Origin of the sequence: Glycomyces sp. MUSA5-2 (assembly GCF_037034145.1) — a bacterium.
GTDB lineage: Bacteria > Actinomycetota > Actinomycetes > Mycobacteriales > Micromonosporaceae > Glycomyces > Glycomyces artemisiae.
On record NZ_JBAGKG010000001.1, the window covers coordinates 280873 to 306648 of the forward strand.

Annotated in this window: 20 protein-coding genes; 4 read left to right on the forward strand and 16 right to left on the reverse strand. The window is 71.0% G+C overall.

What is annotated here, in order from left to right:
- Positions 1–15 precede the first annotated feature (15 nt).
- The 8 genes from WA640_RS01400 to WA640_RS01435 all read right to left on the reverse strand — a co-directional run bounded on the left by WA640_RS01400 (position 16) and on the right by WA640_RS01435 (position 11111).
- A complete protein-coding gene (locus WA640_RS01400) occupies positions 16–825 on the reverse strand; it encodes an ABC transporter permease (protein ID WP_335985735.1) in 810 nt (269 codons plus the stop codon).
- Positions 822–1802 carry an ATP-binding cassette domain-containing protein gene (locus tag WA640_RS01405; protein WP_335985736.1) on the reverse strand — a complete coding sequence of 327 codons (981 nt, stop codon included), beginning with the start codon at positions 1800–1802 and terminating at the stop codon, positions 822–824. Before WA640_RS01405 ends, WA640_RS01400 begins: the two co-directional genes overlap by 4 nt.
- Positions 1803–1885: 83 nt before the next feature.
- Complete coding sequence (gene hrpA / locus WA640_RS01410; protein ID WP_335985737.1) at positions 1886–5779, reverse strand: ATP-dependent RNA helicase HrpA; 3894 nt, start codon at positions 5777–5779, stop codon at positions 1886–1888.
- Positions 5780–5946: 167 nt separating this feature from the next.
- Positions 5947–6453, reverse strand: a complete 507-nt coding sequence (locus WA640_RS01415) for a hypothetical protein (RefSeq protein ID WP_335985738.1) — start codon at positions 6451–6453, stop codon at positions 5947–5949.
- A gap of 96 nt (positions 6454–6549) precedes the next feature.
- Positions 6550–8145, reverse strand: coding sequence for an ABC-F family ATP-binding cassette domain-containing protein (locus WA640_RS01420; protein ID WP_335985739.1), 1596 nt, complete (start codon positions 8143–8145; stop codon positions 6550–6552).
- Positions 8146–8447: 302 nt separating this feature from the next.
- On the reverse strand, positions 8448–9257 hold the full coding sequence (locus tag WA640_RS01425; protein WP_106362178.1) for a lytic polysaccharide monooxygenase auxiliary activity family 9 protein: 810 nt from the start codon (positions 9255–9257) through the stop codon (positions 8448–8450).
- Between the two features lie 217 nt (positions 9258–9474).
- Complete coding sequence (locus WA640_RS01430; protein WP_146147942.1) at positions 9475–9588, reverse strand: methionine/alanine import family NSS transporter small subunit; 114 nt, start codon at positions 9586–9588, stop codon at positions 9475–9477.
- On the reverse strand, positions 9585–11111 hold the full coding sequence (locus WA640_RS01435) for a sodium-dependent transporter (protein WP_335985740.1): 1527 nt from the start codon (positions 11109–11111) through the stop codon (positions 9585–9587). Before WA640_RS01435 ends, WA640_RS01430 begins: the two co-directional genes overlap by 4 nt.
- A gap of 268 nt (positions 11112–11379) precedes the next feature.
- Between WA640_RS01435 and WA640_RS01440 the strand changes: the two genes are divergently transcribed.
- Positions 11380–13596 carry a HelD family protein gene (locus WA640_RS01440; RefSeq protein WP_335985741.1) on the forward strand — a complete coding sequence of 739 codons (2217 nt, stop codon included), beginning with the start codon at positions 11380–11382 and terminating at the stop codon, positions 13594–13596.
- Positions 13597–13643: 47 nt separating this feature from the next.
- On the forward strand, positions 13644–15443 hold the full coding sequence (locus WA640_RS01445; RefSeq protein WP_335985742.1) for a Stk1 family PASTA domain-containing Ser/Thr kinase: 1800 nt from the start codon (positions 13644–13646) through the stop codon (positions 15441–15443).
- Between the two features lie 56 nt (positions 15444–15499).
- Here WA640_RS01445 and pyrE read toward each other — a convergent pair whose 3' ends face one another.
- The 6 genes from pyrE to WA640_RS01475 form a co-directional block, all read right to left on the reverse strand.
- Entirely contained in the window at positions 15500–16033 is a 534-nt protein-coding gene (gene pyrE, locus WA640_RS01450) for an orotate phosphoribosyltransferase (protein ID WP_335985743.1), read from the reverse strand.
- A 26-nt stretch (positions 16034–16059) separates the two neighbouring features.
- Positions 16060–16938: a phytanoyl-CoA dioxygenase family protein gene (locus tag WA640_RS01455; protein ID WP_335985744.1), complete on the reverse strand. Its 879-nt coding sequence runs from the start codon at positions 16936–16938 to the stop codon at positions 16060–16062.
- Between the two features lie 223 nt (positions 16939–17161).
- Positions 17162–18829: a protein kinase domain-containing protein gene (locus WA640_RS01460; RefSeq protein ID WP_335985745.1), complete on the reverse strand. Its 1668-nt coding sequence runs from the start codon at positions 18827–18829 to the stop codon at positions 17162–17164.
- A gap of 120 nt (positions 18830–18949) precedes the next feature.
- Entirely contained in the window at positions 18950–19372 is a 423-nt protein-coding gene (locus WA640_RS01465) for a hypothetical protein (RefSeq protein WP_106362172.1), read from the reverse strand.
- 124 nt (positions 19373–19496) lie between these two features.
- Positions 19497–19964, reverse strand: a complete 468-nt coding sequence (locus tag WA640_RS01470) for a ribose-5-phosphate isomerase (RefSeq protein ID WP_335985746.1) — start codon at positions 19962–19964, stop codon at positions 19497–19499.
- 11 nt (positions 19965–19975) lie between these two features.
- On the reverse strand, positions 19976–21187 hold the full coding sequence (locus WA640_RS01475) for a DUF1015 family protein (protein ID WP_335985747.1): 1212 nt from the start codon (positions 21185–21187) through the stop codon (positions 19976–19978).
- 104 nt (positions 21188–21291) lie between these two features.
- Between WA640_RS01475 and pepN the strand changes: the two genes are divergently transcribed.
- Positions 21292–23832: an aminopeptidase N gene (gene pepN, locus WA640_RS01480; protein WP_335985748.1), complete on the forward strand. Its 2541-nt coding sequence runs from the start codon at positions 21292–21294 to the stop codon at positions 23830–23832.
- A gap of 135 nt (positions 23833–23967) precedes the next feature.
- Positions 23968–24900 (forward strand): hypothetical protein, encoded by a 933-nt coding sequence (locus WA640_RS01485; protein ID WP_146147941.1) that lies wholly within the window; start codon positions 23968–23970, stop codon positions 24898–24900.
- Between the two features lie 56 nt (positions 24901–24956).
- On the opposite strand, the gene WA640_RS01490 is transcribed toward WA640_RS01485, so the two are convergent.
- Entirely contained in the window at positions 24957–25334 is a 378-nt protein-coding gene (locus tag WA640_RS01490) for a DUF5130 family protein (protein ID WP_442904674.1), read from the reverse strand.
- Positions 25335–25389: 55 nt separating this feature from the next.
- Positions 25390–25653 carry an aa3-type cytochrome oxidase subunit CtaJ gene (gene ctaJ / locus WA640_RS01495; protein ID WP_106362167.1) on the reverse strand — a complete coding sequence of 88 codons (264 nt, stop codon included), beginning with the start codon at positions 25651–25653 and terminating at the stop codon, positions 25390–25392.
- Positions 25654–25776 lie beyond the last annotated feature (123 nt).

Consider the following 25776-nt stretch of genomic DNA (forward strand, 5'->3'; position numbering starts at 1 on the left):
GCCTTTTCCCTTGCGCTAGACCATCTTGCGGCGGTAGGCGCGCATCGCGAGCGGGGCCGTCACCGCGAAGATCACCACCGCCCACACGAACGTCCACATGAGCGGCTCGGCGACCGGGCCGTACGACAGCAGGCCGCGCATCGCGTCGGCGAGGTGCGTGACCGGGTTGACCTTCGCCCACGCCTGCATGAACCCCGGCATCGTGTTGATGTCGACGAACGCGCTCGACGTGAACGTCAGCGGCATGATGATGACGAACGCGTAGATCTGCACCTTCTCCTCGGAGTCGGCGACCACGCCCATGAGCACCGAGACCCACGAGATCGCCAGCGCGAACACCACGAGCACGAGCGTCGCCAGGAACGCGTAGCCGACGCTGCGCAGCTCGAAGCCCATGAGCAGGCCCAGGCCGACCATGATGACCACGGACCAGACCTGCTTGAACATGTCGGCGAAGATCTTCCCGGCGAGGGGCGCGGACCTGGCGATGGGCAGGGACCGGAAGCGGTCGTAGACGCCCTTGCGGAGGTCGGCGTTGATGCCGGTGCCGGTGTACATGGTGAGGAAGATGGCGTTCTGGGCGATGAGGCCGCCGAGGACGTACTGCAGGTAGTCGGAGGTGGATCCGGCCATCTGGCCGCCGAAGACGTAGACGAACAGCAGCAGGAACATGATCGGGCTGAGGCTGAGGTCGACGAGTTCGAACGGGTTGTGCTTGATGCGGACCATCTGGCGCCAGGCCATCGAGAGGGTCTGGCTGATGGTGGCGCCGAGGCCGGGGCGGCCGAGCGCGGGCGCGGGGGCCTCGATGGTTGCGGCGGTCATTTGGCCTCCTCCTCGCTGTCGTCGGTGTCCTCTTCGGTGCGGCGGCCGGTGAGGGTCAGGAAGACCTCGTCGAGGCTGGAGAGGCCGAGGTGGAACTCGGTGAGCGCGATGCCGCGGTCGCGGAGGTCGGCGGCGAGGGTCGGCATGACGCCGTCGTCGTTGACGCCGATGGTGATCGCTCCGGCTTCGACCATGGGTTCGAGGTCGGGGAAGCGCTCGGCGACGAGGCTCCGGAGGGCGTCGAGCTGGCCGTGGTCCTCGGGCTGGATGCGGAGGGTCTGGCCGCCGATCTTGGCCTTGAGCTGGGTGGGGGTGCCGGTGGCGATGACGCGGCCGTGGTCGATGACGGCGATCTCGTGGGCGAGCTGGTCGGCCTCTTCGAGGTACTGGGTGGTGAGGAGGACGGTGGTGCCGTCGGCGACGAGGTCGCGGACGAGGCCCCAGAGTTCGCCGCGGGCGCGCGGGTCGAGCCCGGTCGTGGGCTCGTCGAGGAACAGGATCTTTGGGCGGCCGACGAGGCTCGCGGCGAGGTCGAGGCGGCGGCGCATGCCGCCGGAGTAGGCCTTCGCGGGCTTGTCTGCGGCGTCGGCGAGGTTGAACTGCGCGAGCAGCTCGCGGGCGCGGGCCTTGGCGTCCCTGGTGTGCATGCCGAGGAGGCGGCCGATGAAGCGGAGGTTCTCCTCGCCGGTGAGCAGTTCGTCGATGCCCGCGAACTGGCCGGTGAGCCCGATGAGGGAGCGGACTTCGGGGGCGTGCTCGACGATGTCGTAGCCGCCGACGCGGCCGGTCCCGGCGGTGGGCTGGGAGAGGGTGGCGAGCATGCGGACCATGGTGGTCTTCCCGGCGCCGTTGGGGCCGAGGACGCCGAGCACGGTCCCGGTGCGGGCGTTCAGGTCGATGTGGTCGACGGCCACGAGGTCGCCGAAGTGCTTGGTGATGCCCTCGGTCTCGATGGCGTAGTCGGTGGAATGCGGCACGACTCCTCCTGGGATGGCGTTCAGAGGTCGATGATGTCCCCCGGGTACGACAATTCCAGGATTCGCGGCCGTGTGCAGGCCGATTACAGCGTCTGGAGGAGTTTCCTGATGCGTTTCTCGGAGATCTGGTAGCGGGTGCCGAGCTGCTGCGCGAAGAAGGAGATGCGGAGCTCTTCGAGCATCCACCTGACCTCGCGGCCCTCGCCGGTGCGCAGGGCCGCGGGGCGGGAGCGGGCGAGGGCGTCGCGCTCGGCTTCCAGGGAGTGGATCACGTCCATCTTCCCCTTGTCGCCGTTGACGTCGGCGACGACGCGGGTGGCGCGGTAGGCGATGCCCTTGACGTAGCGGAGGAGGTCGTCCAGGCGCCACCAGCCGGTCGCGCCGACGAACCCGTCGGCGCCGGTGAGCCCTTCGAGCTGGCGGCGCATGTCGCTCATCGCGGCGAGCATCGTGAAGTCGAACTTGCCTTCGAGGAGGCGCGCGGCGTTGCGGGCCTCGGTGAGGACCGCGGCGGCCTTGCGGGCCACTGCCGGGGACTCCCCGGCGACCTCGGGGCGGGCGCGCTTGAGGAGCGCCTCGAACCCGGCCCGGTCCCAGGCGGGGCCGCCGCCTTCGATGAGGACCTTGTCGAGGACGGTGCGCACGCAGTCGGCCAGGAGCGCGTCGACGTTCGCGTACGGCCCGGTGGCGAGCGCGAGCTGCTCGTTGCGGGTGAGGACTTCCTTCAGGTGCGGGTCGGGGCAGTTCAGGCGCAGCAGGCGCCGGGTCCCGGCCCACATGTTCGCGGCCTGCGAGCCCGCGTCGGGGAAGGCCTTGACGCCGACGGTGGCGCCCTCGTCGGTGAGCGCGGGGTACGCCTTCGCGGTGTAGCCCTTGCGCGGGGTCTCGTGGAGCTTCGGGAGCGCCTCGAAGTCCCAGGTGGTGAGTCCGGTGCGTTCGAGGTCGAACGCCTCGGCGGCCGCTTCCTCGGTCTTGGGGGCGAGCTGGCGCTGGAGCGCTCCGAGCTCCTTGCCCTCGGCGAGGACCGCGCCGTCCTCGTCCTTGACCTGGAAGGTCACGAGCAGGTGCCCGGGGACCTTCGTGAGGTCGAACGCGTCGAACGGGACGTGCACGTTCGTCATCGACTTGAGCGTGTCGGCGAGCGCGGCCATCATGGGCCGGCCGGGGGCCGGGGCCATGCGGGCGACGGCGGCCTTCGCGAAGTCGGGGGCCGGGACGAAGCTGCGGCGCAGGGACTTCGGGAGGCTCTTGATGAGCGCCTCGGCGAACTCGGCGCGCAGGCCCGGGACCTGCCAGGTGAACGCGTCCTGGTCGAGCTGCTGGAGCGCCGGGAGCGGGACGGCGACGGTGACGCCGTCGCGGGCCGAGCCGGGCTCGAACTCGTAGTCCAGTTCGAGGTCGGCGCCTTCGGAGGTCCACACCTCGGGGTAGTCGTCGGCGGCGACGGCCTCGGCGCGGTCGCCGAGCAGCAGCGCCTCGTCGAAGTCGAGGAGGGTCTTGTCCTGCTGGCGCTTCCACCACGTGTCGAAGTGGCGGCCGGAGACGACATCGGCGGGGACGCGCTCGTCGTAGAAGTCGAAGAGGGTCTGCTCGTCGGCGAGGAGGCCGCGCTGGCGGACCCGGCTCTCCAGCTCCTCGACCTCGGTGATCTTCGCGAGGTTGCGGGCGAGGAACTTGTGGTGGGTCTCCCACTCGCCCTGGACGAGCGCGTGCCGGATGAACAGCTCGCGGCTCGTCTCGGGGTCGATCCGTCCGAAGTTGACCTTGCGGCGGGCCACGATCGGCACGCCGTAGAGGGTGACGCGCTCGAAGGCCATGACCGCGCCGGAGCGCTTGGCCCAGTGGGGTTCCGAGTACGTGCGCTTGACGAGGTGCTGCGCGAGCGGCTCGACCCATTCGGGCTCGATCTTCGCGACGACGCGGCCCCACAGGCGGCTGGTCTCCACGAGCTCCCCGGCGACGACCCACCGCGGCTGCTTCTTCGCCAGGCCCGAGCCGGGGAAGATCGCGAACTTCGCGTTGCGCCCGCCCAGGTACTCGCGGGTGTCGGCCTCCTTGACGCCGATGTGCGAGAGGAGCCCGGCGAGGAGCGCGGTGTGGATGCGCTTCGCGTCCGGCACGGGCTCGGTGGGCTGGGTCGGGATCTTCAGGGACTTGAGGACCCCCTGGATCTGGCGCACCAGGTCCTGCCACTCGCGGATGCGCAGGTAGTGCAGGTACTCCTGCTTGCACATGCGGCGGAAGGAGCTCGACGAGCGCGAGCGGCGCTCCCCTTCGAGGTACCGCCACAGGTTCAGGAACGCCGAGAAGTCCGAGTCCGGGTCGTTGAACCGGGCGTGCGACTGGTCGGCCTGCGCCCGCTTGTCCGCCGGGCGCTCCTTCGGGTCCTGGATGGACAGCGCCGCGGTGATGACGGCGACCTCGTGGACGCAGCCCTCCTCGCGGGCCTGGAGGATCATGCGGGCCAGGCGCGGGTCGATCGGCAGGCGCGCGATGTCGCGCCCGGCCTTCGTCAGGCGCCGCTCGCCTGAGCGCACGTCTTCGAGCGCGCCCAGCTCCACCAGGAGGTCCATGCCGTCCTTGATGTTCCGCGAGTCGGGGGCGTCGACGAACGGGAACGTCTCGACGCGGCCGAGCTTCGCCGCGGTCATCTGGAGGATGACGGACGCGAGGTTGGTGCGCAGGATCTCCGCGTCGGTGAACTCCGGGCGGGCGTTGAAGTCCTCTTCGGAGTACAGGCGGATGCAGATGCCCTCGGCGACGCGGCCGCAGCGCCCGGCGCGCTGGTTGGCGCTGGCCTGGCTGATCGGCTCGATGGGGAGGCGCTGGACCTTCGTGCGGGCGGAGTAGCGGGAGATGCGCGCGTACCCGGCGTCGACGACGTAGCGGATGCCGGGGACCGTCAGGGAAGTCTCGGCGACGTTGGTGGACAGGATGATCCGGCGGCCGGTGTGGGGCCGGAAGACCTGGTGCTGCTCCTCGGCGGAGAGTCGCGCGTAGAGCGGGACGATCTCGGTGTGGCGCAGCTTGGCCTTTTCGAGGGCGTCGGCGGTGTCGCGGATCTCCTGCTCGCCGGAGAGGAACACGAGGATGTCGCCGTCCCCGGCGCGCGACAGCTCGTTGACGGCGTCGAGGATGCCGTCGGTCTGGTCGCGGTCCTCGTCGCCCTCCTCGTCGCGCAGGGGCCGGTAGCGGACCTCGACGGGGTAGGTGCGACCGGAGACTTCGAGGATCGGCGCGGGCTTGGCTTCACTTCCGAAGTGCTTGGCGAACCGCTCGGGGTCGATGGTCGCGGAGGTGACGACGACCTTGAGGTCGGGGCGCTTGGGGAGGATCTGCTTGAGGCAGCCCAGGATGAAGTCGATGTTGAGGCTGCGCTCGTGGGCCTCGTCGATGATGATCGTGTCGTAGGCGCTCAGGAGCCGGTCGTGCTGGATCTCGGTGAGCAGGATGCCGTCGGTCATGAGCTTGACGTACGAGTGGTCGGAGACCTGGTCGGTGAAGCGGACCTTCCAGCCGACGGCCTCCCCGAGCGGGGAGCCCAGCTCCTCGGCGATGCGCTCGGCGACCGCGCGGGCGGCGATGCGCCGCGGCTGCGTGTGGCCGATCATGCCGCGCACGCCGCGGCCGAGTTCGAGGCAGATCTTCGGGATCTGCGTGGTCTTGCCCGAGCCGGTCTCGCCCGCGATGATGACGACCTGGTGGTCGCGGATCGCTTCGAGGATGTCGTCCTTGCGCTGCGAGACGGGCAGCTCTTCGGGGTAGACGATCTTCGGCACGCCCGCCGCGCGGGCCGCGAGCGCGGCCTCCTTCGACTCGACGTCGGCTTCGAGCCGCGCGAACGCGTCGCTGCGGGCCTGCCCGTCGAGGTCGCGGGCCTCCCGGAGGCGCCGCCGGAGGGCGCGCTGATCGGCCGTGCGCAGCGCGGAGACGCGCTCGTGCAGGCTGGGACGGGATTTCGGGACGCTGCTGGGCATGACGATAGGCAAGGATACTTGGGCGGCGCGCCCGCGCGCCATGCATTATGCGCGGGTGTGGCACCCGCGGCCCGGTTCGGGAGCGTCCCGGCAAATCGGACCCCTGGGGACCCCCCGACTTCAATCCTGCCCGCGGGGTCCGACACCGCCCCGCACGCGAGCAGCCCTCACTCTGCCGTGAGGTCCCCGCACAGGACCCGGTTCGAGTCGGCGCCTTCGTCCTCGGCGAGCTCGTCGGGGGCGTGGACGACGATGCTCTTCGCGCGGTCGTCGGGGACCAGGTCGGTGGACTCGGTGGTCGTGGCCGTTCCGGTGGCGTCGGTGGTGAACGACAGCTCGATGATGTTCCCGGCCGCGTCCTCGCCGTCGGGGTCGGCGAGCCAGTGGCCGCCGCCGGGCGGGTCCTCGTCGCAGGCGGCGTCGTGGACGTGCGCCATGTAGGCGGTGTCCGGGCGCAGCCCGGCGACCGCGAGCTGCACCGAGGTGCTCCCGGTGGAGCTGACGTCGGCGGTGCCGGTCACCTGCGGGTCCAGGTCGGCCCAGGCGGCGGTCGGTTCGAGCGCGGCGGTCCAGGTGCCGCCCGGGGCGTCGGCGACGTCCTCGCCTCCCCCGCAGCCCGACAGCGCGGCGGCGGCGAGGAAGGCGGTCAAAGCGGTGGCGGCGCGGGACGGCATGGGCGCTCCTTCGTGGTCGGCCCGACCAGTATCGGCCCGGAGCCGCCCCGAGGCGGGGATTCCGGGCCCGTGTCCGCAGGGACACGGGCCCGGGGCTCAGACCGCCGCGACGGGCACGTCCTCGACGATCCCCTCGCCGCGCACCAGGCCGACCCGGCGGGTCACCCCGATGCCGTCCAGGAACGCCTCGTCGTGGCTGACCACGACCAGCGCGCCCTGGAACGCGGTGAGCGCCTGCTGAAGCTGGCGCGTCGAGGACATGTCGAGGTTGTTCGTCGGCTCGTCGAGCAGCAGCAGCTGCGGCGCGGGCTGCGAGGACAGCACCGTCGCCAAGGCTGCGCGCAGCCGCTGGCCGCCCGAGAGCGTGCCGACCTTCTGGAACACGGCGTCGCCGCGCATCCCGAAGCGCGCCAGGCGGGTCCGCAGGAGCGCCTGCGGGGCCTCGGGCGCGGCGGCGCGCACGTTGTCGAGCACCGTGGCGTCCTCGTCGAGCAGTTCCAGGCGCTGCGTGAGGAACCCGTGCGGGACCCGCGCGGCCGCGGCGACCGCGCGCAGCAGCGTGGTCTTGCCGGAGCCGTTGTCGCCGGTGAGGGCGACCCGTTCGGGCCCGCGCAGGTGCAGACCCACGCCGTCGCCGTAGATCTCACCGGCCTTGAGCCCCTCGACGAGCGCGATCTCGCGGTGCGTCGAGACGTGCGTCTCGGGCAGGTCCACGCTGATGCCGCCGTCGTCGCGCACTGCCTCCTCGGCGGCGTCGAGGCGCTCGCGGGCCTCGGCGACGTCCTCCTGCTTGGCGAGCAGGATCTTCGCCGACGAGACCTCCCCGGCGTTCTTCTTGCCGTTGAGGAGGATCTTCGGCGTGCCGCCGCGGTCGCGCTCGCGCTTCCACGCCGACGCGCCCTTGTCGTTCTGGATGCGGGTGGCGACCAGCTCCTTGCGCTGCCTCGTCAAGTCCTGCTTGGCGTCGCGCACGGCGCGGGCCGCGGCCTCCTGCTCGGCGGCGATGACCGCCTCGTAGGCGCTGTAGTTGCCGTCGAACACGCGGATGCGTCCCTTGTAGAGCTCGGCGACGGAGTCGACGTGCTCCAGGAGCGCCCGGTCGTGGCTGACGACCACGAGCGTGCCGCCGAATCGGCGGATCGCCTGGTACAGGCGCTGCCGCGCGGAGGCGTCGAGGTTGTTCGACGGCTCGTCGAGCAGGAGCACGTCCGGGCGGCGCACGAGCCGCCCGGCCAGGCCCACGAGCATCGACTCGCCGCCGGACAGGGTCGCGACGGTCCGCTCGAAGCCCACGTGGTCGAGGCCGAGCTCGTCGAGCGCGACCCGCGAGCGGTCAAGGAAGTCCCAGTCGTCGCCGATGGCGGCGAAGTGCTCCTCCCCCGCGTCGCCCGCCTCGATCGCCAGGAGCGCGCGGCGCTTGTCGGCGATGCCGAGCAGGTCGGCGACGGTGTCGCCCAAGCGGAGCGGGAGTTCCTGCGGCAGGTACTCGATGAGGCCCGACGCGGTGATCGACCCGGACTCGGGCGTGAGGAGCCCGGCGACCAGGCGCATGAGCGTGGACTTGCCGGTCCCGTTGTCGCCGACGAGGGCGGTGCGGCCGTCGGAGAACACGACGTCGACGCCGTCGAAGACGCGGTCGCCGTCCGGCCAGGCGAAGCGCAGCTGCTGGACGTTGATGAAGGTGGTGGCCATGGAGACCTCTCTCAGGTGAGTTGTCGAACGGGATCACATGAGAGACATCGCGCCTGATGGCGGAAAGGGATCGTTCCCGGAAATAGGACACCCTCTTGATCGAAGACACACCGTGCACGTGCGCAGAGACGTGGCGGCGCGATGTCTACGACCTAGAGCTTCAAGTGAGTGCCTAACGTCGGGAACAAGGACCGGACAACCGTATCCGCGCCTCCCCTGCGTGTCAAGGGAGACGCGCGCCACGGGCCGCCTGATACCGGGGGGGGGGGATCCGGCGGCCCGTGGACTTGTGCGGAGGTTGGCTAACAGGTGGCGGTCTGCTTCCAGACCCCCCATTCGCCGGTGGTGCCGGGCTCCTCGCCCTGCGTCCACCAGGAGGCGGTGTAGGCGATGCCGTTGTGGGTCACCTTGCTGCCGCCGGTGTACACCGAGGCGGCGGCCCAGGCCGCGGCCGAGCAGCCCTCACCGGTGCCGGGGTCGGTGGAGGTCGGCGGGTCGGACGGGTCGCCCGAGCCGCCGCCGCCGAAGTCGACGTCGATGCAGGAGTAGAAGGCGTTCGCGGTGTCCGCGATGTTCCAGACCGCGAGGACCAGGTGCTGGCCGGTGCGGGACGGGAGCGTCACGGTCTGCGTCATGGTGTGGTCGGGCTGGGCCCCGCCCATGTTGAACGACGCGATCGGGGTGAGCCCGAGGTCCGCGCGGGTGAGCGGCTGCGCCGGGTCGTAGTTCGCGTTGGTGATGTAGTAGTCGAACGTGGCGGTGGAGTGGCGCGCGGTCATCGTCCACGTGAAGGTCTTCGGGCCGGCGCTCACCGAGGTGGTGGGCCAGTTGCCGCCGCGCGGGTCGTCGAGTTCGGCGAAGGTGTCGTGGCCCGCGGAGCAGATCTCGCCGTCCGCGGGTCCGGCCGCCGGGAAGCCCTTGGGGCCCTCGACGCTCTGGGGCTCGTAGGAGATGGCCCCGCAGTTGGTGACCTCCCCGCTGGCGCACAGCGCCGAGCGGGAGGGCGGGTCGGAGGTGTAGCCGTGGCCCCATGCGAGGGCCGCCATGGAGGCCGACACCGCGAGGGTCGCGGCTCCGGCGATGGACAGGATGATCTTGCGCGACTTGCGCATCGTCGTCTCCTATCGGGGGTTGGGTTCAGCGATTCTCTTCAATGTCGTAACCCGATCTAGCTGGGACGACATGAATTAAAAAGTAACCTAACAGTTCATCGCAAGGCACACAAGGGGAGCGGCCGCGGTTTCTCCGGTTTTTCGGGGAATTGCACCGCATTCGCACGGAACGACGGCGGCCGCGCACAGAACGTGCGCGGCCGTCATGGATCGGTGCTCAGTCCTCTTCGGACTCCTCCGGGTGCGTCATGAGCACGGTGGCGGAGACGATCAGGCCCCCGCCGATGACGACGATCGCGATGACCATCATGGCGATTGCGGTGGCACTCACAGGGCCGCCTCCACTTCGTGCGCTTCCTCTTCGGTCTCGATCGGCGGGACCTCCTTGCGGCGCAGGATGAGCGCCATGATGATCCCGAAGGCCAGCGCGCCTCCGGCGAGGGCCCAGCCGAACGCCTGGTACTGGTTGTAGGCCTCCAGGCCGGGCTCGGCGGCCAAGAGGTCGCGGAGGCTGAGGAACAGGATGCCCGCGAGCATGACCGGGGTGATGACGCCGAGGCACACGAACCAGATCGGCCCGACCTTGAACGTCGAGGTCGCGTTGGCGTCGTCGCGCAGCTCCTTCCAACGCCACATGACCCAGACGGTCACGACGATGCTCACGAGCGCGGCGACGACGATGCCGAACTGGTTGATGTAGTAGTCGGAGACGTCGAGGAACATCAGGCCGCTCGCGGTGGGCAGCAGGAGGAGCGAGACGACGGCCATCGCGCCGCCGACGACGGCGGTGGCCTTGACGCGGCCCCAGCCGAAGCGGTCCTCCATGGCGGCCACGGGGACCTGCACGATGCTCACCATCGAGGTCCATCCGGCGACCACGAGGGAGGCGAAGAACAGGACGCCGAAGAGGCCCGCGAGGTACGGCAGCGTGTTGATGATCGTGGGGAACGCGACGAACGCGAGGCCCACGCCCGAGTGGGTCTGCTCGGCGATGGGCACGCCGGACTCGTAGGCGATGAACCCGAGGGCGGCGAAGACGCCGATGCCCGCGAGGATCTCGAAGGAGGAGTTCGCGAAGCCGACGGTGAACGCCGAGGTGGTGATGTCGGACTTGCGCTTGAGGTAGGACGCGTAGGTGACCATGATGCCGAAGCCGATCGACAGCGAGAAGAAGATCTGGCCGTAGGCGGCGAGCCACACGCCTGGTTCGCGGACCTTCTCCCAGTCGGGCGTGAAGAAGGCGTTGAGGCCCTCGACGGCGCCGTCGAGGGTGAGGGCCTGGACGACGAGGACGCCGAACATGACCAGCAGGAGGGGGATGAAGACCTTGCTGGTGGTCTCGATGCCCTTCTTGATGCCCGCGCCGATGACGAGGAGCGTGAAGGCCCAGACGACGACCATGGCGAGGCCGATGCCGGGGAGCCAGGTGGTGAATTCGCCGAAGCCGTCGCTGGCCTGGAGGAAGTCGGCCATGAGGAAGGTGCCGGGGTCGGCGCCCCACTGCTGGGAGACGGAGAACCAGCCGTACCAGCCGGCCCAGGCGATGATGGCCGCGTAGTAGACGGCGATGACGATGGAGACGGCGACCTGCCACCAGCCGATGGCCTCGGCGTTCTTGTTCATGCGGCGGAAGGCGACCGGGGCGGAGCCCTTGAAGCGGCGGCCGATCGTGAACTCCATGACCAGCAGCGGGATGCCCGCGGTCGTCAGGGCCACGAGGTAGGGCACGAGGAAGGCGCCGCCGCCGTTCTCGTAGGCGACGCCGGGGAAGCGCCAGATGTTGCCGAGCCCGACCGCCGAGCCGATGGCGGCCAGGATGAAGCCCACCCTCGACCCCCAGTTCTCTCTCACCATGGGTTCGTCCGCTCCAGTCTCTCGTGTTCCGGGCACATTTCGGGCCAACCCTAATGGGGCGTGCAGAGCGGGTCAAATGATCGTTACCGGGGCGTGATGGAGATTCGTTTCGCGCCTGGAAGGGAGACGGAGCGGCCCGGACGGGGCTAAGGTTGACCGGTTCCACCGCGATCGGCACGGCGCATTCGGCGAGCCGTCCATCGGCGGGGGCCGCTCCCGCGCAGTGTCTGCGCCCCTTACAACATCCGCTCCGTCTCCGAGGAGAGCCGTGTCCGCTGCCATCACTCCGGCCGTCAAGGCCGAGCAGACCCGCCTGGACGGGCTGTACGCCCGGGTCGACCGGCTCAGGGACGAGGCCGCCGAGCGCCTCGGCGAGGCCGGGCGCCGCCATGTGGAGAACGACCAGGAGCGGTCGCAGCGCGACGCCGAGACGCTGCTGTACCGGCGGCGGATCGCGCTGCTCGACGCGGTCGAGGAGGGCCTGTGCTTCGGGCGGCTCGACTACGCGGACGCGGCGGAGGCCCCGATGTACCTGGGGCGCATCGGCATCCACGCCGAGGGCGGGGAGCAGCTGCTCGTGGACTGGCGCAGCGAGGCGGGCCGCCGGTTCTACCTGGCGACCGCGGCGTCCCCGGCAGGCGTGCGGCGCCGCCGCCACCTGCACACCAAGGGGCGGCGGATCAGGTCGGTGAACGACGAGGTCCTGGACCTCGACGCGGCGGCGGACTCGGATTCGACGATCGGGTCGGAGGGGGCGCTCCTGGCGGCCCTGGACGCGGCCCGCACGGGCGCGATGCAGGACATCGTGGCGACGATCCAGGCCGAGCAGGACCGGATCATCCGCGCGCCCCTGGAGGGCGTCATGATCGTCGACGGCGCCCCGGGCACCGGGAAGACCGCCGTCGCACTGCACCGGGCCGCGTACCTGCTCTACGAGCACCGCGAGCGGCTCAAGCGGCAGGGCGTGCTCATCATCGGCCCCGGGAAGCAGTTCCTGCGGTACATCTCCGACGTGCTGCCGGGCCTGGCCGAGACCGACGTGCTGCTGCGCACGCCCTCGCAGCTGTTCCCCGGCATCGTGGCCGACCGGCCGGAGACCGAAGCCGTTGCGGCCGTGAAGGGCCGGGCCGTCATGGCCGGGGTGATCGCGAGCGCGGTCGCCGACCGGCAGGTCGTGCCGCGCGAGCCGCTGCCGGTGGACTTCGAGGGGCACGAGCTGTGGCTGCGGCCCGAGAAGATCACGTCGGCGCGCGACGCGGCCCGCGAGACGGGCCTGGCGCACAACGAGGCGCGGGAGACGTTCCACAAGCGGGTCATCGCGGATCTGGCGACGCAGTACGCGGACATCATCGGGGAGGACCCGCTCGGCGGGGAGAACCTGCTGGGGCTCGCGGACCGGGCGCAGTTCGCGGTGGAGATCGCCTCTGACGCGGTGATCCGCGGGCAGATCGAGGAGCTGTGGCCCGAGCTGACGGCCGAGGAGCTGCTGGAGGACCTGTTCGCGTCCCGCGAGCGGATCGCGTCGGCGGCGGCGGTGCTGAAGAAGGAGGCGCGGGCGCTGCTGTACCGCGAGCCGGGCGGGTGGAGCGAGGCCGACGTGGCGCTGCTCGACGAGGCGGCGGAGCACCTCGGGGACGTGGAGCGGGCGCAGCGCCAGAGCGGGCCGAGCGCGGAGCAGATCGCGTACGCGCAGGACGTGCTCACGATCGCGGCCGGCTCGGCGTCGTTCGACTTCGAGGACGAGGAGTCGGAGCTGCTCCAGGCCACCGACGTGATCGACGAGTTCTGGCTCGGGGAGCGGCAGGTCGACGAGCGGTTCGTGTCCGTGGCCGAGCGGGCCGCGGCGGACCGGCGGTGGATCTTCGGGCACGTGATCGTCGACGAGGCGCAGGAGCTGTCGCCGATGGAGTGGCGGGCGCTCATGCGCCGGTGCGTGACGCGGTCGTTCACGGTGGCCGGGGACCTCGCGCAGGCCGCGGGCCCGGTGGCGCCGACCAGCTGGGGCGAGGTCTTCGGTGACTGGGACCTCGACTGGCGGGCCGAGCAGCTGACGGTGTCGTATCGCACGCCGAAGGAGATCATGAACGTCGCCGTACGGGTGCTCGAAGCGATCGGCGTCGACGCGGCGCGGCCGCGGTCGGTGCGCGAATCGGGGCACGAGCCGTGGCTGGAGGTCGCCGGGGACCACGTGGACCGGGTCGTGGAGGAGCAGGTCGCGGCCGAGAAGGCCCTTGTCGGGGACGGGAGCGTCGCGGTCGTGGCGACCGCGGAGCGGGCCGCGGGCCTGGCCGGGATCGCGGACGCGTCGGTGCTCACGGTGAAGCAGGCCAAGGGACTGGAGTTCGACAGCGTCATCGTCGTCGACCCGGACGCGATCGCGGCGACGGGTCTGCGGAACCTGTACGTGGCGCTGACGCGGGCCACGAAGCGCCTCGGCGTTGTGGCACCGGACAAACCGGTGTTCCCCGGCGCAGAGGTCCTGTAGTCCGAGCCCCAAGCTCATACACTGTCACCAGGTGTAGGAGGTGCGGGTTGACAACGACGACCGGGGACCTGACCGGTGCGCTCGTCGACGGGCGCTACCGGCTCAAGCGGCTGATCGCCCAGGGCGGCATGGCGGACGTGTACGAGTCCCACGACGAGCGGCTGGACCGCACGGTGGCCGTGAAGATCATCACCGCCGGGCACTCGCACGGGTTCGACCTCAAGGCGTTCACGCACGAGGCGCGCACGATCGCCCGGCTCTCGCACCCGAACGTCGTGGCCGTGTTCGACCAGGGCGTCCACGAGGGACTGCCGTACGTGGTCATGGAGTACGTGCCCGGGACCACCCTGCGCGACCTGCTCAACCGGCGGCGGCGCCTGCGCATCGACGAGGCCGTGGAGCTGTGCTCGCAGCTCCTCGACGGGCTCCAGGCCGCGCACGACGCGGGGCTGGTGCACCGCGACATCAAGCCCGAGAACATCCTCCTCAAGAACGGCGGCCGCGGCGACCGCGTCAAGGTGGTGGACTTCGGGCTGGCCGAGGCCGTCCACGGCGACCGCGACACCGGCGGGCCGCTCGTGGCGACCGCCGCCTATGTGGCGCCGGAGCTGGTCGGCGGGAAGCCCGCGACGACAGCGAGCGACGTGTACTCGTCGGCGATCCTGCTGTACGAGCTGCTCACCGGGGAGGTCCCGTTCGACGGGCCCGACTCGGGCGCGGTGGCGCGCAGGCACGTCGAGGAGGACGTGCCGTCCCCGCAGCTGAAGACCCCCGACGTCCCCGAGGGCCTCGCGGAGCTGGTCGTCTCGGCCGCCTCGCGGCGGCCCGGGTCGCGGCCGGTCGACGCGGGCGCGTTCCTGCGGCGGCTCCAGGCCGTGGACCTGCGGCACGTGCCGGGCACGACCGGGCAGGTGCCGCGGCCGACCCGCGCCGTGCAGACGACGATGGTCGTGGACCACCCGAAGGCGAAGCGGAACTGGAAGGCCCTGGTAACGCTGGGGCTCATCGCGGCCGTGCTCGTGTCGGTGGCGGCGGCCGGATGGTGGATCGGCATCGGCCGGTACACCTCGACCCCGTCGCTGCTGGACCAGGACCGCGAGTCGGTCGAGGCGTACGCCGAGGAGCGGGGCTTCGAGGTGGAGCTGGTCGACGGCTACTCGTCGTCGGTGCCCGCGGGCGGGGTGGTCTCGCAGGACCCCGAAGTGGGCGACCGCATCCGGCAGGGCGCGACGATCACCGTCGTCGTGTCGCTGGGGCCGGAGCGGTACTCGGTGCCGGACCTGGCCGGGCAGAGCGAGGACGACGCGCGGTCGGCGCTCGCGGCCTTCGACGCCGAGGTCACCGTGGAGCACGAGTACTCCACCGACGTCGAGAAGGACGCCGTGACGCGCACCGACCCGCCCGCGGGCGAGGAGGTGAAGTCCGGGACGCCGGTGACCGTGTACGTCTCGGACGGCATCCCGCCGCTCAACGTCCCGGATGTGGTCGGCCTCGCGCAGGCCGACGCGACGACGGCGCTGGAGGCCGAGGGCCTCGTGGTCGGGGCGGTCTCGCAGCGGCACAGCGACACGATCCCGGAGGGGTCGGTCATCGAGCAGTCCCCCGGCGCCGACGCGCCCGCCGGTCCGGGCGACGCGGTCGACCTCGTCGTCAGCTCCGGGCCCGAGCCGGTCGAGGTCCCCGACGTCGTCGGCATGGACGTCGAGGAGGCCAAGGACACCCTCGAAGCGCTCGGGTTCACCGTGAAGACCGCGCAGATCTGGTTCACCGGCACGGTGTTCGAGCAGTCCCTCGACCCGGGCAGCGAGCACCCGAAGGGCTCCGAGATCTGGCTCTGGGCCAGGTAGCGAGGACGGCGAAGGGGCCGGACGCCGATGGCGTCCGGCCCCTTCCGCTTTGCCGTCTAGTTCGCTCCGGCGGCCTTGAGCTCCGTCATCGTGAACAGCGCCTTCAGCTCGATCCCGATGTCCGACAGGTTCTTCAGCCCGCCCGACTCCCGGTCGATGACGCACACGCCCTGCTCGACGACCGCGCCGCGGTTCCGCAGCTCCTCGACCGCGTCGAGGACCGCGCCCCCGGAGGTGACGACGTCCTCCACGATGAACAGCCGCCGCCCGTCGACCTCGCCGCCCTCGGCCAGTCGGCACGTGCCGTAGGTCTTGGCCTCCTTGCGCACGAACAGCGCCGGGATCCCGGTGACCTGGGACAGCATCACCGCGATCGGGATGCCGCCGGTCTCCAGGCCCGCCAGCGCGTCCACGCCTTCGGCGGGCACCAGGGGCGCGAGGGCCTCCGCGATGCGCCGCAGCAGGACCGGGTCGGACTCGAACAGGTACTTGTCGAAGTACTCGTTCGCGACCACCCCGGACCGGAGCGTGAACTCGCCGGTCAGGTGCGAGCGGTCGAAGATGTCGCGGGCGAGGTCGGTGTCGGTCATGGGTTCAGACTGCCACGCCGGGACCGCTACGGGCGCAGGGGCGGGTAGGACGGGTCGAGGAGGTCACGCTCGGCGAGCCAGTTGTACAGCGGCGTCTCCTTCGGCCAGTGGCCCCAGCCGTGGTCCCCGGTGGGCGCGTGCCCGCCGAGGAGCTGCTGCTGCACCGGGTCGAGGTCGTTCCACCACGGCTCGTTCGGGAGGTGGTCGACGATGTCGCGGGCGCGGATCCAGCGCGGCGTGAACCCGAAGAACGCCACTTTGCGCGTCAGGTCCGAGTAGTTGTCGCTGCGCGCGTGCCAGATGCGGCGGTCGAAGAACATGACGTCCCCGGCGTTGCCGGTGACCTCGATGGCGCCTTCGGGGTCGGGCCACTCCATGTCGCGGCGCGGCGGGCCGTCAATGGTGTTCCACTTGTGCGAGCCGGGGATGATCTTGGTGTTCCCGCGGCCCTCGGCGGACAGGTCGGTGAAGAAGTACGCGAGCTTGACCGACAGGCGCGGGCGCGGCTCGGTCTCGGTCTCGCGGTTCTGGCGGCCGCCGTCCTGGTGCCATTCGAAGCGGAAGGGCCGCTTGCCCTGGATGGGCGGGTGCTTGTCGACGTGCGAGTGGTAAACGTGGAAGTTCCAGCCGAGGATCGACCACACGTAGTGGAAGGTCCGGGGGTGGTTGAGCAGGAACGCGAGCTCCGGGCAGGAGGTGACGGCGTCGAGGCGGTGCATGGCGCCTTCGGGGCTGAGCCGCCCGGCCTCCCGCTCGACTTCGTAGACCCTGTCGAGGGCGTCCGAGCACCGCTTGATCTCGTCGGCGTCGAGGGCGCCGCGGATCATGAGGTAGCCGTCGCGGTCGAAGGCTTCGCGCTGCTCAGGAGTCAGCGCTTCGGCACCGACCGATGTCACTGCGGTCATCTCAATGCCTTTCCGGTTTCCGAGGGGGATCTGTCGTCACCTAGACGCGCCGTCCGCCCGGGTTGGTTGCACCGTCGAATCTGGAAAACCCAGGCAAGGATTCGACGGTGTCGGTTACCGGAAATGGTAGGGCGCACCGCTTCAGGAGCGCTGGAGAAATTCTCGAAGTTCCATGAGAACTGCGATAAATCCCAAGAATCATCGCCATTCGGACGGAATGGCACTATCCGAAGAGGCCGGTGATCCAGTCGAACCAGCCGAAGTCGAAATCGAGCCAGGTCCAACTCAGCTCGCCGAGGTAGTCGATGCCGACCATGAACAGGAAGATTCCGGCCGCGAGGTGCGCGAGGCGCGCGGACTTGCGCTTGGCGCGCAGCCAGCGGCCCCACAGGATGCCCCCGGAGATGCGGATGAGGAAGAACAGGCCGACGGCGACGGCGAGGACCAGCAGGTAGCCGAGCACCTGGGTCTGGAGGGTCTCCATGCCCGTGGTGATGGTCTTGAGCAGCCACATGATGAGCGAGAACAGGCCGCCGATGACCGACAGCTCGAAGCCCTTCGCGAGGGAGCCGGGCGGGCCGAGCAGCGGGGCCCGGTCCTGCTTGGCGAGCTCGCGCTCGCTGGGCTCCTCAGGGTCGGTGGCGAGGCGCAGCCGCGGCAGCGGGCCGCGCCGCTCGGCGGGCCCGGCGGACCGGCCCGGCGAGTAGGAGCCCTCTTGGCGCAGCTTGCCAGCCATAAATTCGCCCTGCTCGGGGACGCGCACGCGGCCCGCGACGGGCTGGTCCTTGGGACCGTGGGCCGCCGCGTCCATGACTCGGGTGCCGTTGGCGGGCGGCGGGGAGCCGACGACCTGGGTCGGCGGGACGCCCATCGCCGCGGGCGCGTCCAAGCGGCGGGTCCGGTCGGCGCCGGGGGCGCCGAGGCGGCGGGTCGCGTCGGCGGGCGGGGCCCCGCGGCCCCAGTCCACGCCGAGGTCGGGGAGGTTCGCGCGGGACACGACCGAGGCGAGGTCGTCGATCCAGCGCGGCAGCTCCTCGGTGCGGGGCCGGTTCTTCGGGTCGTCGTCGAGCGGCGCGGTCAGCAGCTCGCGCAGCCGCGGGTTCGATTCGAGCACGGGGTGGCGGCGCAGCCGCGCCCACGGGACGCTCTGCTCGTGGCCGGGCGAGTCCGTGCGCGCGGTCGCGCCGGTCACGAGGTAGAACGCGATCGACCCGAAGCCGTGCACGTCGTAGGCCGGGCCGACGGTGCCCTGGTGGGCCTCGGGTCCGGCGGTCTCGCGCGTGTACGCGATGGTCGTCAGGTGCGCGGGCGTGTAGTAGCGGGCGCCGGTGAAGTCGATGACCTTCGCGGACCCGTCCGGGCCGATGATCACGTTGGCGGGCTTGAGGTCCATGTGCAGCACCGGGTGCGCGCCGACCGGCGGGTGGTGCATCGCGTTCATGACCTCGACGACGGAGCGGAGCGTGCGCGCGGCGTCGACGCGGCCGAGGCGCTGCGACAGGAGCTGGCGCAGGTCGTGGCCGGGGAGGTATTCGAGGACCTGGAACGGCATCGGGTCGCCCTGCGGCGGGCGGCCCGAGGGGTGCGGGGCGCGCCCGTAGAACGCGTCGATGCGGCGGCAGATCGAGCCGACGTTCCGCGAGTGGAGGTCCATGAGGACCGCGTCGCCCTTGTCCCAGGACCGGAACTGGTGCTCGCGGGTGTCCTGCGGGTTCGGGCGGAAGACCTTCACCGTCAGGGGCGCGGAGGAGATGCCCGCCGACACGCGCACGGCCTGGTACACGTCGGCCTGGCCTCCCGAGCCGAGCAGACCGGTGAGCCGGTAGCTCTGCTCTGACCCCGGAAGGGGGTCGGCCGGGCCGCAGACGAGGTCAACGGTGGCGTTCGACATGGATCGGTCCTTCACGATAAGGCTTGAGCCCATAGCGTAACGCCCGGTATCCACCCTTCGCGGTCCCCGGAGGGCCGGTTGTTCGCATCATCTCAGCATCGCTTCGGAGGCAACCCGGCGTCAGCGGCCGGACCCCCAGGGGCTCTCGCCCTGCGGCTGCGAGCCGAAGCCCGCGGACGGCTGGCCGTAGGAGGAGGCGGGCGCGGCGGGCCCGCTCGCGGGGTTCATCGGCTCGAACACGCCGCCGGGCTTGCCCGGCTGCTGCGGGGCGGCCGGAGCCGGGGCGCGGTCGAAGGAGCCGGAGGCGGACGCGACGGGCGCGTTCGCCCCGGCGCGGGCGAGGGACCACAGGGCCGGGGACAGCGCGATGGTGAGGACGCCGAAACCGACGGCCCACAGTTCGATCGGTGCCGAATCCTCAGCGAGGCCGGTCAGGTCGAAGTCGGCGATGTACCAGCCGAGCGAGGAGGCCAGGAAGAGGAGCGTGCCGAGAAGGCCGATCACCTGGAAGATCTGGAGGAGTACACGGAGACCCTTGGACATGGATTGACGATACCGACACCCGTCCAATAACTCCAGGTGCGATGTTCCGAATGCTCCTGGTTTTCCCGGGACGCGCGAAGACCCGGGCCGCGGCCCGGGTCTTCGCACTCGGTTCGGTTGCGCCCTAAGGGAGTTCGGGCAGCTCGTGGGTGGCCTCCCACGCGGTGAGCATGTCGATGCGGCGCTGGTGGCGCTCGGCGCCCGAGAAGGGCTCGTCGACGAACGCGTCGGCGAACGCGGTGGCCTCGTCGAGCGAGTGCATGCGCCCGCCGATCGCGACGACGTTCGCGTCGTTGTGCTGGCGGCCGAGCTTCGCGGTCTCGACGCTCCAGGCCAGGGCCGCGCGGCAGCCGGGGACCTTGTTCGCGGCGATCTGCTCGCCGTTGCCGGAGCCGCCCACGACGATGCCGAGGCTCCCGGGGTCGGCGACGACCTGCGCGGCCGCGTTCAGGCAGAACGGCGGGTAGTCGTCCTCCGGGTCGTAGGCGTGCGGGCCGACGTCGACGACCTCGAAGCCGCGGCCGGACAGGTGCTTGACCAGGTGGTCCTTGAGTTCGAGGCCCGCGTGGTCGGAGCCGAGATAGATGCGCACGTTGACAGACCCTAACCCTTCGGGAGCTCGGCGATGGCCAGGCCCGCGCGGGCCTTGGGCACGAACCAGGTGGACTTGCGCGGCATCTTCAGCCGCTGGAGGTTCACGTCCACGAACTCGGGGACGGTGACCGGCGCGATGAGGATCGCCAGGTCGGCCCTGCCCGCGTCGACCTGCTCCTTGAGCCAGGACGCCGGGTAGTCGCCGCCGACGTACGTGATGCGCTTGTCCCCCGCCTCCCAGCCGAGGAGCGCGTTGAACACCTCCTGCTCGACGCGGGTGTGGTCGAGCCGGTCGACGACCGTGCTCTCGCCGCCGGGCAGCTCCCAGGAGACCTCCCAAGTGCGGCCGGAGCCGTAGAACACGACGCTGCCGCCGCCCGCGGGCGTCTCCGGCGGGCCGTCGACCTCGACGACGCTCGCGCCGATCTGGCCGATCTGCTCCACCAGCTGCGCCGCGGAGCCGGGCAGGCCCTTCACGAGGCGGTGGTAGGGGCGGATGACGACCGACTGCGGGGTCGTGATGACCGCGAGGAACCGGTCCAGCCCGCCGACCTGCGCGGCGAGGGAGCGGTGGTTCCCGTCGGCGACGATGAGGTCGCCGTCCCCGGCCAGCGCGGCCAGGGCCTCCCCGGCCTCGCCGCCGATCGCCCAGATCTCGTGGGCGCGGCCGGACTCGTCGGTGTCGGCGGCCACGGGCTCGCCCGCGTCCGCGATGGCGGCCTCGATGGCGGCGTGCAGCTCGTCGCCCTTGGAGGACTGGAGGAGCAGCACGGGGCTGAGGAGGTGGCGCAGGAGCTGGTTGAGCTCGTTGCGCTGCTTCACCTTCTCGATGAAGACGTCCTCGTTGCGGATGACCCGGCCGGGCTCCTCCGGGGAGGAGGAGATCTCGGCGGTGTCGACCAGGCAGAACACGCCGTACGCGGTGGGCTCGTCGCCGCCGGAGATGCGGTAGGCCACGGCGACGTCGCCGAACGCGGCGAACCGGCCGGCCTCCTTGAGCGCGGCGAGGCGCTCGGCGGCCGCGGGCAGCGCGGCTGCGAAGTCGAGCCCGGCGGCCACGGCCTCGGGCGTGTGCGCGGGCATCTCGACGCCCAGCATGGACGCCGGGTTGGCCTCGATGATCCGCGTGATCTCGGTTTCGTCGGGGAACTCGTCGTAGTTCTTCGCGCCCGTGCCTCCGGTGGAGAGCCAGGCCAGGTCGATCGGGTGTGCAGCAGTCACGCCAGAAGCGTAATCGGTCGCGGTTCGGTCACCATGGCCGCCGACCGGACTCCGGGAATGTGACACACTTCTTTCATATCCGAACCCAAGACGCTGGAGGCATCGTGCCGTCGACGCACATTCTCACCAGAGACGAGGCCGAGCGGCGCGCCGCGCTGCTCTCGGTCGACTCCTACACCGTGGAGCTCGACCTGACCGGGCACGAGCGGGGCGACACCTTCGGCTCGCGGACCGCCGTGGTGTTCTCGTGCACCGAGCCGGGGGCCGAGACGTTCATCGAGATCGCCGCCGAGCGGATCGAGGAGGCGTTCCTGAACGGGGAGCCGGTGGACCTCACCGGGTTCGACCCGAAGGAGGGCCTGCGGATCACGGGCCTCGCCGCGGAGAACGAGCTGATCGTGAACGCGGTCTGCACGTACTCCACGGACGGGCAGGGCCTGCACCGGATGACCGACCCGGTGGACAAGGAGACGTACCTCTACTCGCAGTTCGAGGTGGCCGACGCGCAGCGCGTGTACGCGTGCTTCGACCAGCCGGACCTGAAGGCGTCGTTCACGTTCCAGGTGCGCACCCCGCAGCACTGGACCGTGATCTCGAACATGCCGGCCGCCTCCGAGACCGTGGTCGAGGCGATCCAGACGAAGGTGACGCTGTTCGAGACGTCGGTGCGGATGAGCCCGTACATCACCGCGATCTGCGCGGGCCCGTACTTCGGGGTCCACGAGACGCACGACGGCATCGACATGGGCCTGTACTGCCGCCAGTCCATGAAGGACTACCTGGACCCCGAGGGGGTCTTCGAGGTGACGCGGCAGGGCTTCGACCACTTCCACGCCAACTTCGGGGTGCGGTACCCGCTGCCGAAGTACGACCAGGTGTTCGCGCCGGAGTACAACTTCGGGGCGATGGAGAACTTCGGGTGCATCACGATCGCCGAGGCCTCGTTCCTGTTCCGCTCGCAGGTCACCGACTTCGAGCTGGAGCAGCGCGCGAACGTCATCCTGCACGAGATGGCGCACATGTGGTTCGGCGACCTGGTGACGATGCGCTGGTGGGACGACCTGTGGCTGAACGAGTCGTTCGCGGAGTGGGCCTCGCACTGGGCGAACGTGGAGGCGACGCGGTTCGACGGGGCGTGGACGACGTTCCTGTCGGCGCGCAAGAACTGGGGCTACGGCGCCGACCAGCAGCCGACGACGCACCCGGTGTACACCGCGGCGGGCGACACCGAGGAGATCCAGGCGAACTTCGACGGGATCACCTACTCCAAGGGCGCCTCGATCCTCAAGCAGCTCGTGGCCTATGTCGGCATCGACCCGTTCCTGGCGGGGTTGCGGGCGTACTTCGCGAAGCACCAGTTCGCGAACGCGGTGTTCGCCGACCTGCTCGGTGAGCTGGAAGCGGCTTCGGGCAAGGAGCTGAAGGACTTCGCGGACACGTGGCTGCGCACGGCCGGGGTCTCGACCCTGCGCCCCGACGTCACCGTCGACGGCGACGGGAACTACGCGAAGGTCACTGTGGCCCAGGAGGTCCCCGCGGAGCACCCGACGCACCGCACGCACCGGATCGCGATCGGCCTGTACGACCTCGACGGCGACGCGCTCGTGCGCCGCGACCGGATCGAAGTGGACGTCACCGGCGCGGCCACCGAGGTCCCCGAGCTGGCGGGCGTGAAGCAGCCGGACCTGCTGCTGCTCAACGACGACGACCTCACCTACGCGAAGCTGCGCCTTGACGAGCGGTCGCTGGCGACCGCGGTCGCGCACACCTCGGCGCTGCCGGACTCCCTCGCCAGGGCGCTGATCTGGGCCGCGGCCTGGGACATGCTCCGCGACGCCGAGCTGAGCGCCTCCCAGTTCGTGGAGCTGGGCGTGAAGAGCCTGACGGCCGAGGACGACATCAACATCGTCACCGTCGCGCAGCGCCAGGTCGCCGGGGCGCTCGCTTACGCCGACCCCGCGCACCGCGCGGGCCTGCGCGAGCAGTGGGCCCAGGCCGCCAAGGCCGCCATGGAGGCCGCCGCGCCCGGCTCGGACCCGCAGCGGTCCTGGGCGAAGGCGTACGCGTCGGCGTCGCGGTCCGAGGCCGACCTCGCCCGCATCGCCGGGTGGCTGGAGGGCGCGGACGTGCCCGAGGGCCTCGCGGTGGACGCGGACCTGCGCTGGGCGCTGCTGACCGTGCTCGTCGCGACGGGCACGGTCGCCGAGGACGCCATCGACGCCGAGCTGGACCGGGACTCGACCGCGGACGGCAAGCGCCTCTCGTTCATCGCCCGCGCCGTCGTCCCGACCGCCGACGCCAAGCAGCGCGCCTGGGAGCGGATCACCGACCCGTCGACCGAGAACTACGTGCGCCGCTCCTCGATGCTCGGGTTCGCCCCGCTCGACCAGGCCGACCTGGTCCGCCCGTACCTGCGCCCGTACCTGGACGCGGTGCCGGAGCTGTGGGAGAAGCTCGGCGCCCAGCAGGCCGTGGAGTACTCGAAGTACGCGTTCCCGTCGAACCTGATCGACGAGGACACCCTCGGCGTGCTCGACGCGTGGCTGGCCGAGGACCGCCCCGCGCCGATCCGCCGCGGCGTCGCCGAAGGCCGCGCCGACACCGCCCGCGCCCTCAAGGGCCAGGCGCTCGACGCGCAGCGGTAAGAGGAAGTCCGTGCGGGGCTCCGGGACCGGTCTGACCGGTCCCGGAGCCCCGAGCGCTTCTCACGCCCGTTGGTAAGCTCGCCGTGTCGCGGCGCGGCCGCGGCGCCCGCCCGGGGATGAATGGAGAGAGCAGTCTTGTCCGCGCTTTTGCCGGTGGTCGTCCTCAGCGCCACCCTGGTCGCGTTGTTCGGGGTGGTCCTGCCGCTCCTGCTCCTCGGGCCCGTCCTCGCCTCCCGCACCCGCCCCCAGCCGCAGCAGCTCCTGTTCGCCGTGGTCCTGCTCATCCCCACCGTCGCCATCGGCTCGGTGTTCCTGTCCTGGTGGGCCATCGGCTGGCTCGACCGCTACGGCGTCTCCGCGCCTGAGCTCACCGGCATCGCCCTCGTCGTCGCCGCCGTCATCGGCCTCATGGCGCCCCTGCGCCTCCCCGGCGGCTCCGGCCCGTTCTGGCTCAAGCCGCTCCTGGGCCTCGCCTCCGGCGTCCTCGTGCCGATGACGATCATCTGGACCGTCGACGCGGGCCTCCACGAGCTCGCCGCCGCCGGGATCGGCCTGCTCGTCCTCGTCGTCCTCGTGGTGTTCTTCCGCGTCATCGCCAAGCCCATCGCCGACCGCCGCCAGGCCAAGCAGGTCCGCACCTCCGTGCGCCGCTTCCAAGGCCAGCTCGTCGACGTCGCCGACGCCGCCTGGAGCCTCGCGAGCGCCCGCGGCGACGCCAACCGCATCGTCCTCACCTACAACGGCGAGCACGACGGCAAGCCCGTCGGAGCGGCCCTGATGCTCAAGCGCGACATGGAATGGGTGCCCCAGGCCCGCGAGAACGAGTCCGCGGTCTTCGAGCTCGCGCGCGGCCTCAACGGCCAGCCGACCGAAGCGGTCCTGGCGCAGCAGCGGATTGGCACCCCCGCGACCCTGACGATGCGCATCCCCGGCACGACCATCCTGTCGATCCGCGAGACCGTCGCCGACACCCTCTCGTGGGTCGAGTTCGTCTCCAAGCTCGAACTCACCGACGCCGACGAGCTCCTCAAGCGCCAGCAGCCCGACGCGCAGGACGCCAAGGAGTAGACGCGAAGAACGGCGGCCCGGATGCATCGCATCCGGGCCGCCGTTCGCTATACGCCTTAACGTCCTTGGGCGGTCTCGGCGAGCATCCGCAGGCCGGTGACGATGCCCCCGGCGAGCTGGCCCGCGCCGAACGCGGCCTCCATCGAGAAGACCACGAGCGCCGCGGAGCGGTCCGGGATCTTCTCCTGCGCGAGGCGGCCGGTGACGATCTCCAGCTGCCGCTGCTCGGGCGAGACGGCGACCAGCACGGAGCGGTCCGGGTCGGCGAGACGGTCGTGCAGCTCCTCGGCCGCGCCGCGGACCGGGTCGTGCAGCGGGCCGACGTACACGCTGTAGTGCAGGCCGCCGCCGTCGCGCTCGGCCACCGACAGCGCCTCGTCGATGTGGAGCAGCTCCTTCACGTCGAAGGGGCCCTCCAGCATCGGCTGGCGCATCAGCTCGGGGCTGCGGTCCACGCCTTCGACGACGCTCGCGGCGACCGCGACCTGGTTACCACTTGCCATGGGAGCCTCCCTTGGGGCCGCCGGCGAGGGCCTCGCCGTGGGCGGCCGCATCGAGCTCGGCCGCATGCGAACCGGAGTCGCCGGGCACCGCTCCGTTGCGGGCGACGAACCAAACCGGCTTGAAGTCGTAGGGCTGGCCCGCACGGTAGCGGGACTGCGGGCGCGGGTGGCGCAGGAAGACCACGGCGAAGACCGCGACCACGACCAGGATCGGGGCGCCGAACAGAATCAGCCAGTCCTGGAATGTCATTGTGTTGCTCCCCTAGTTGCAGAGACAGGGTGACCTCCCGGTCAGCCTAATCCAATTGCGCCCCTCACATCGCCGCAGGTGGGAAGTCGGTGCCGCGGGTCGCATGCGCGGCCGATCGCGAAG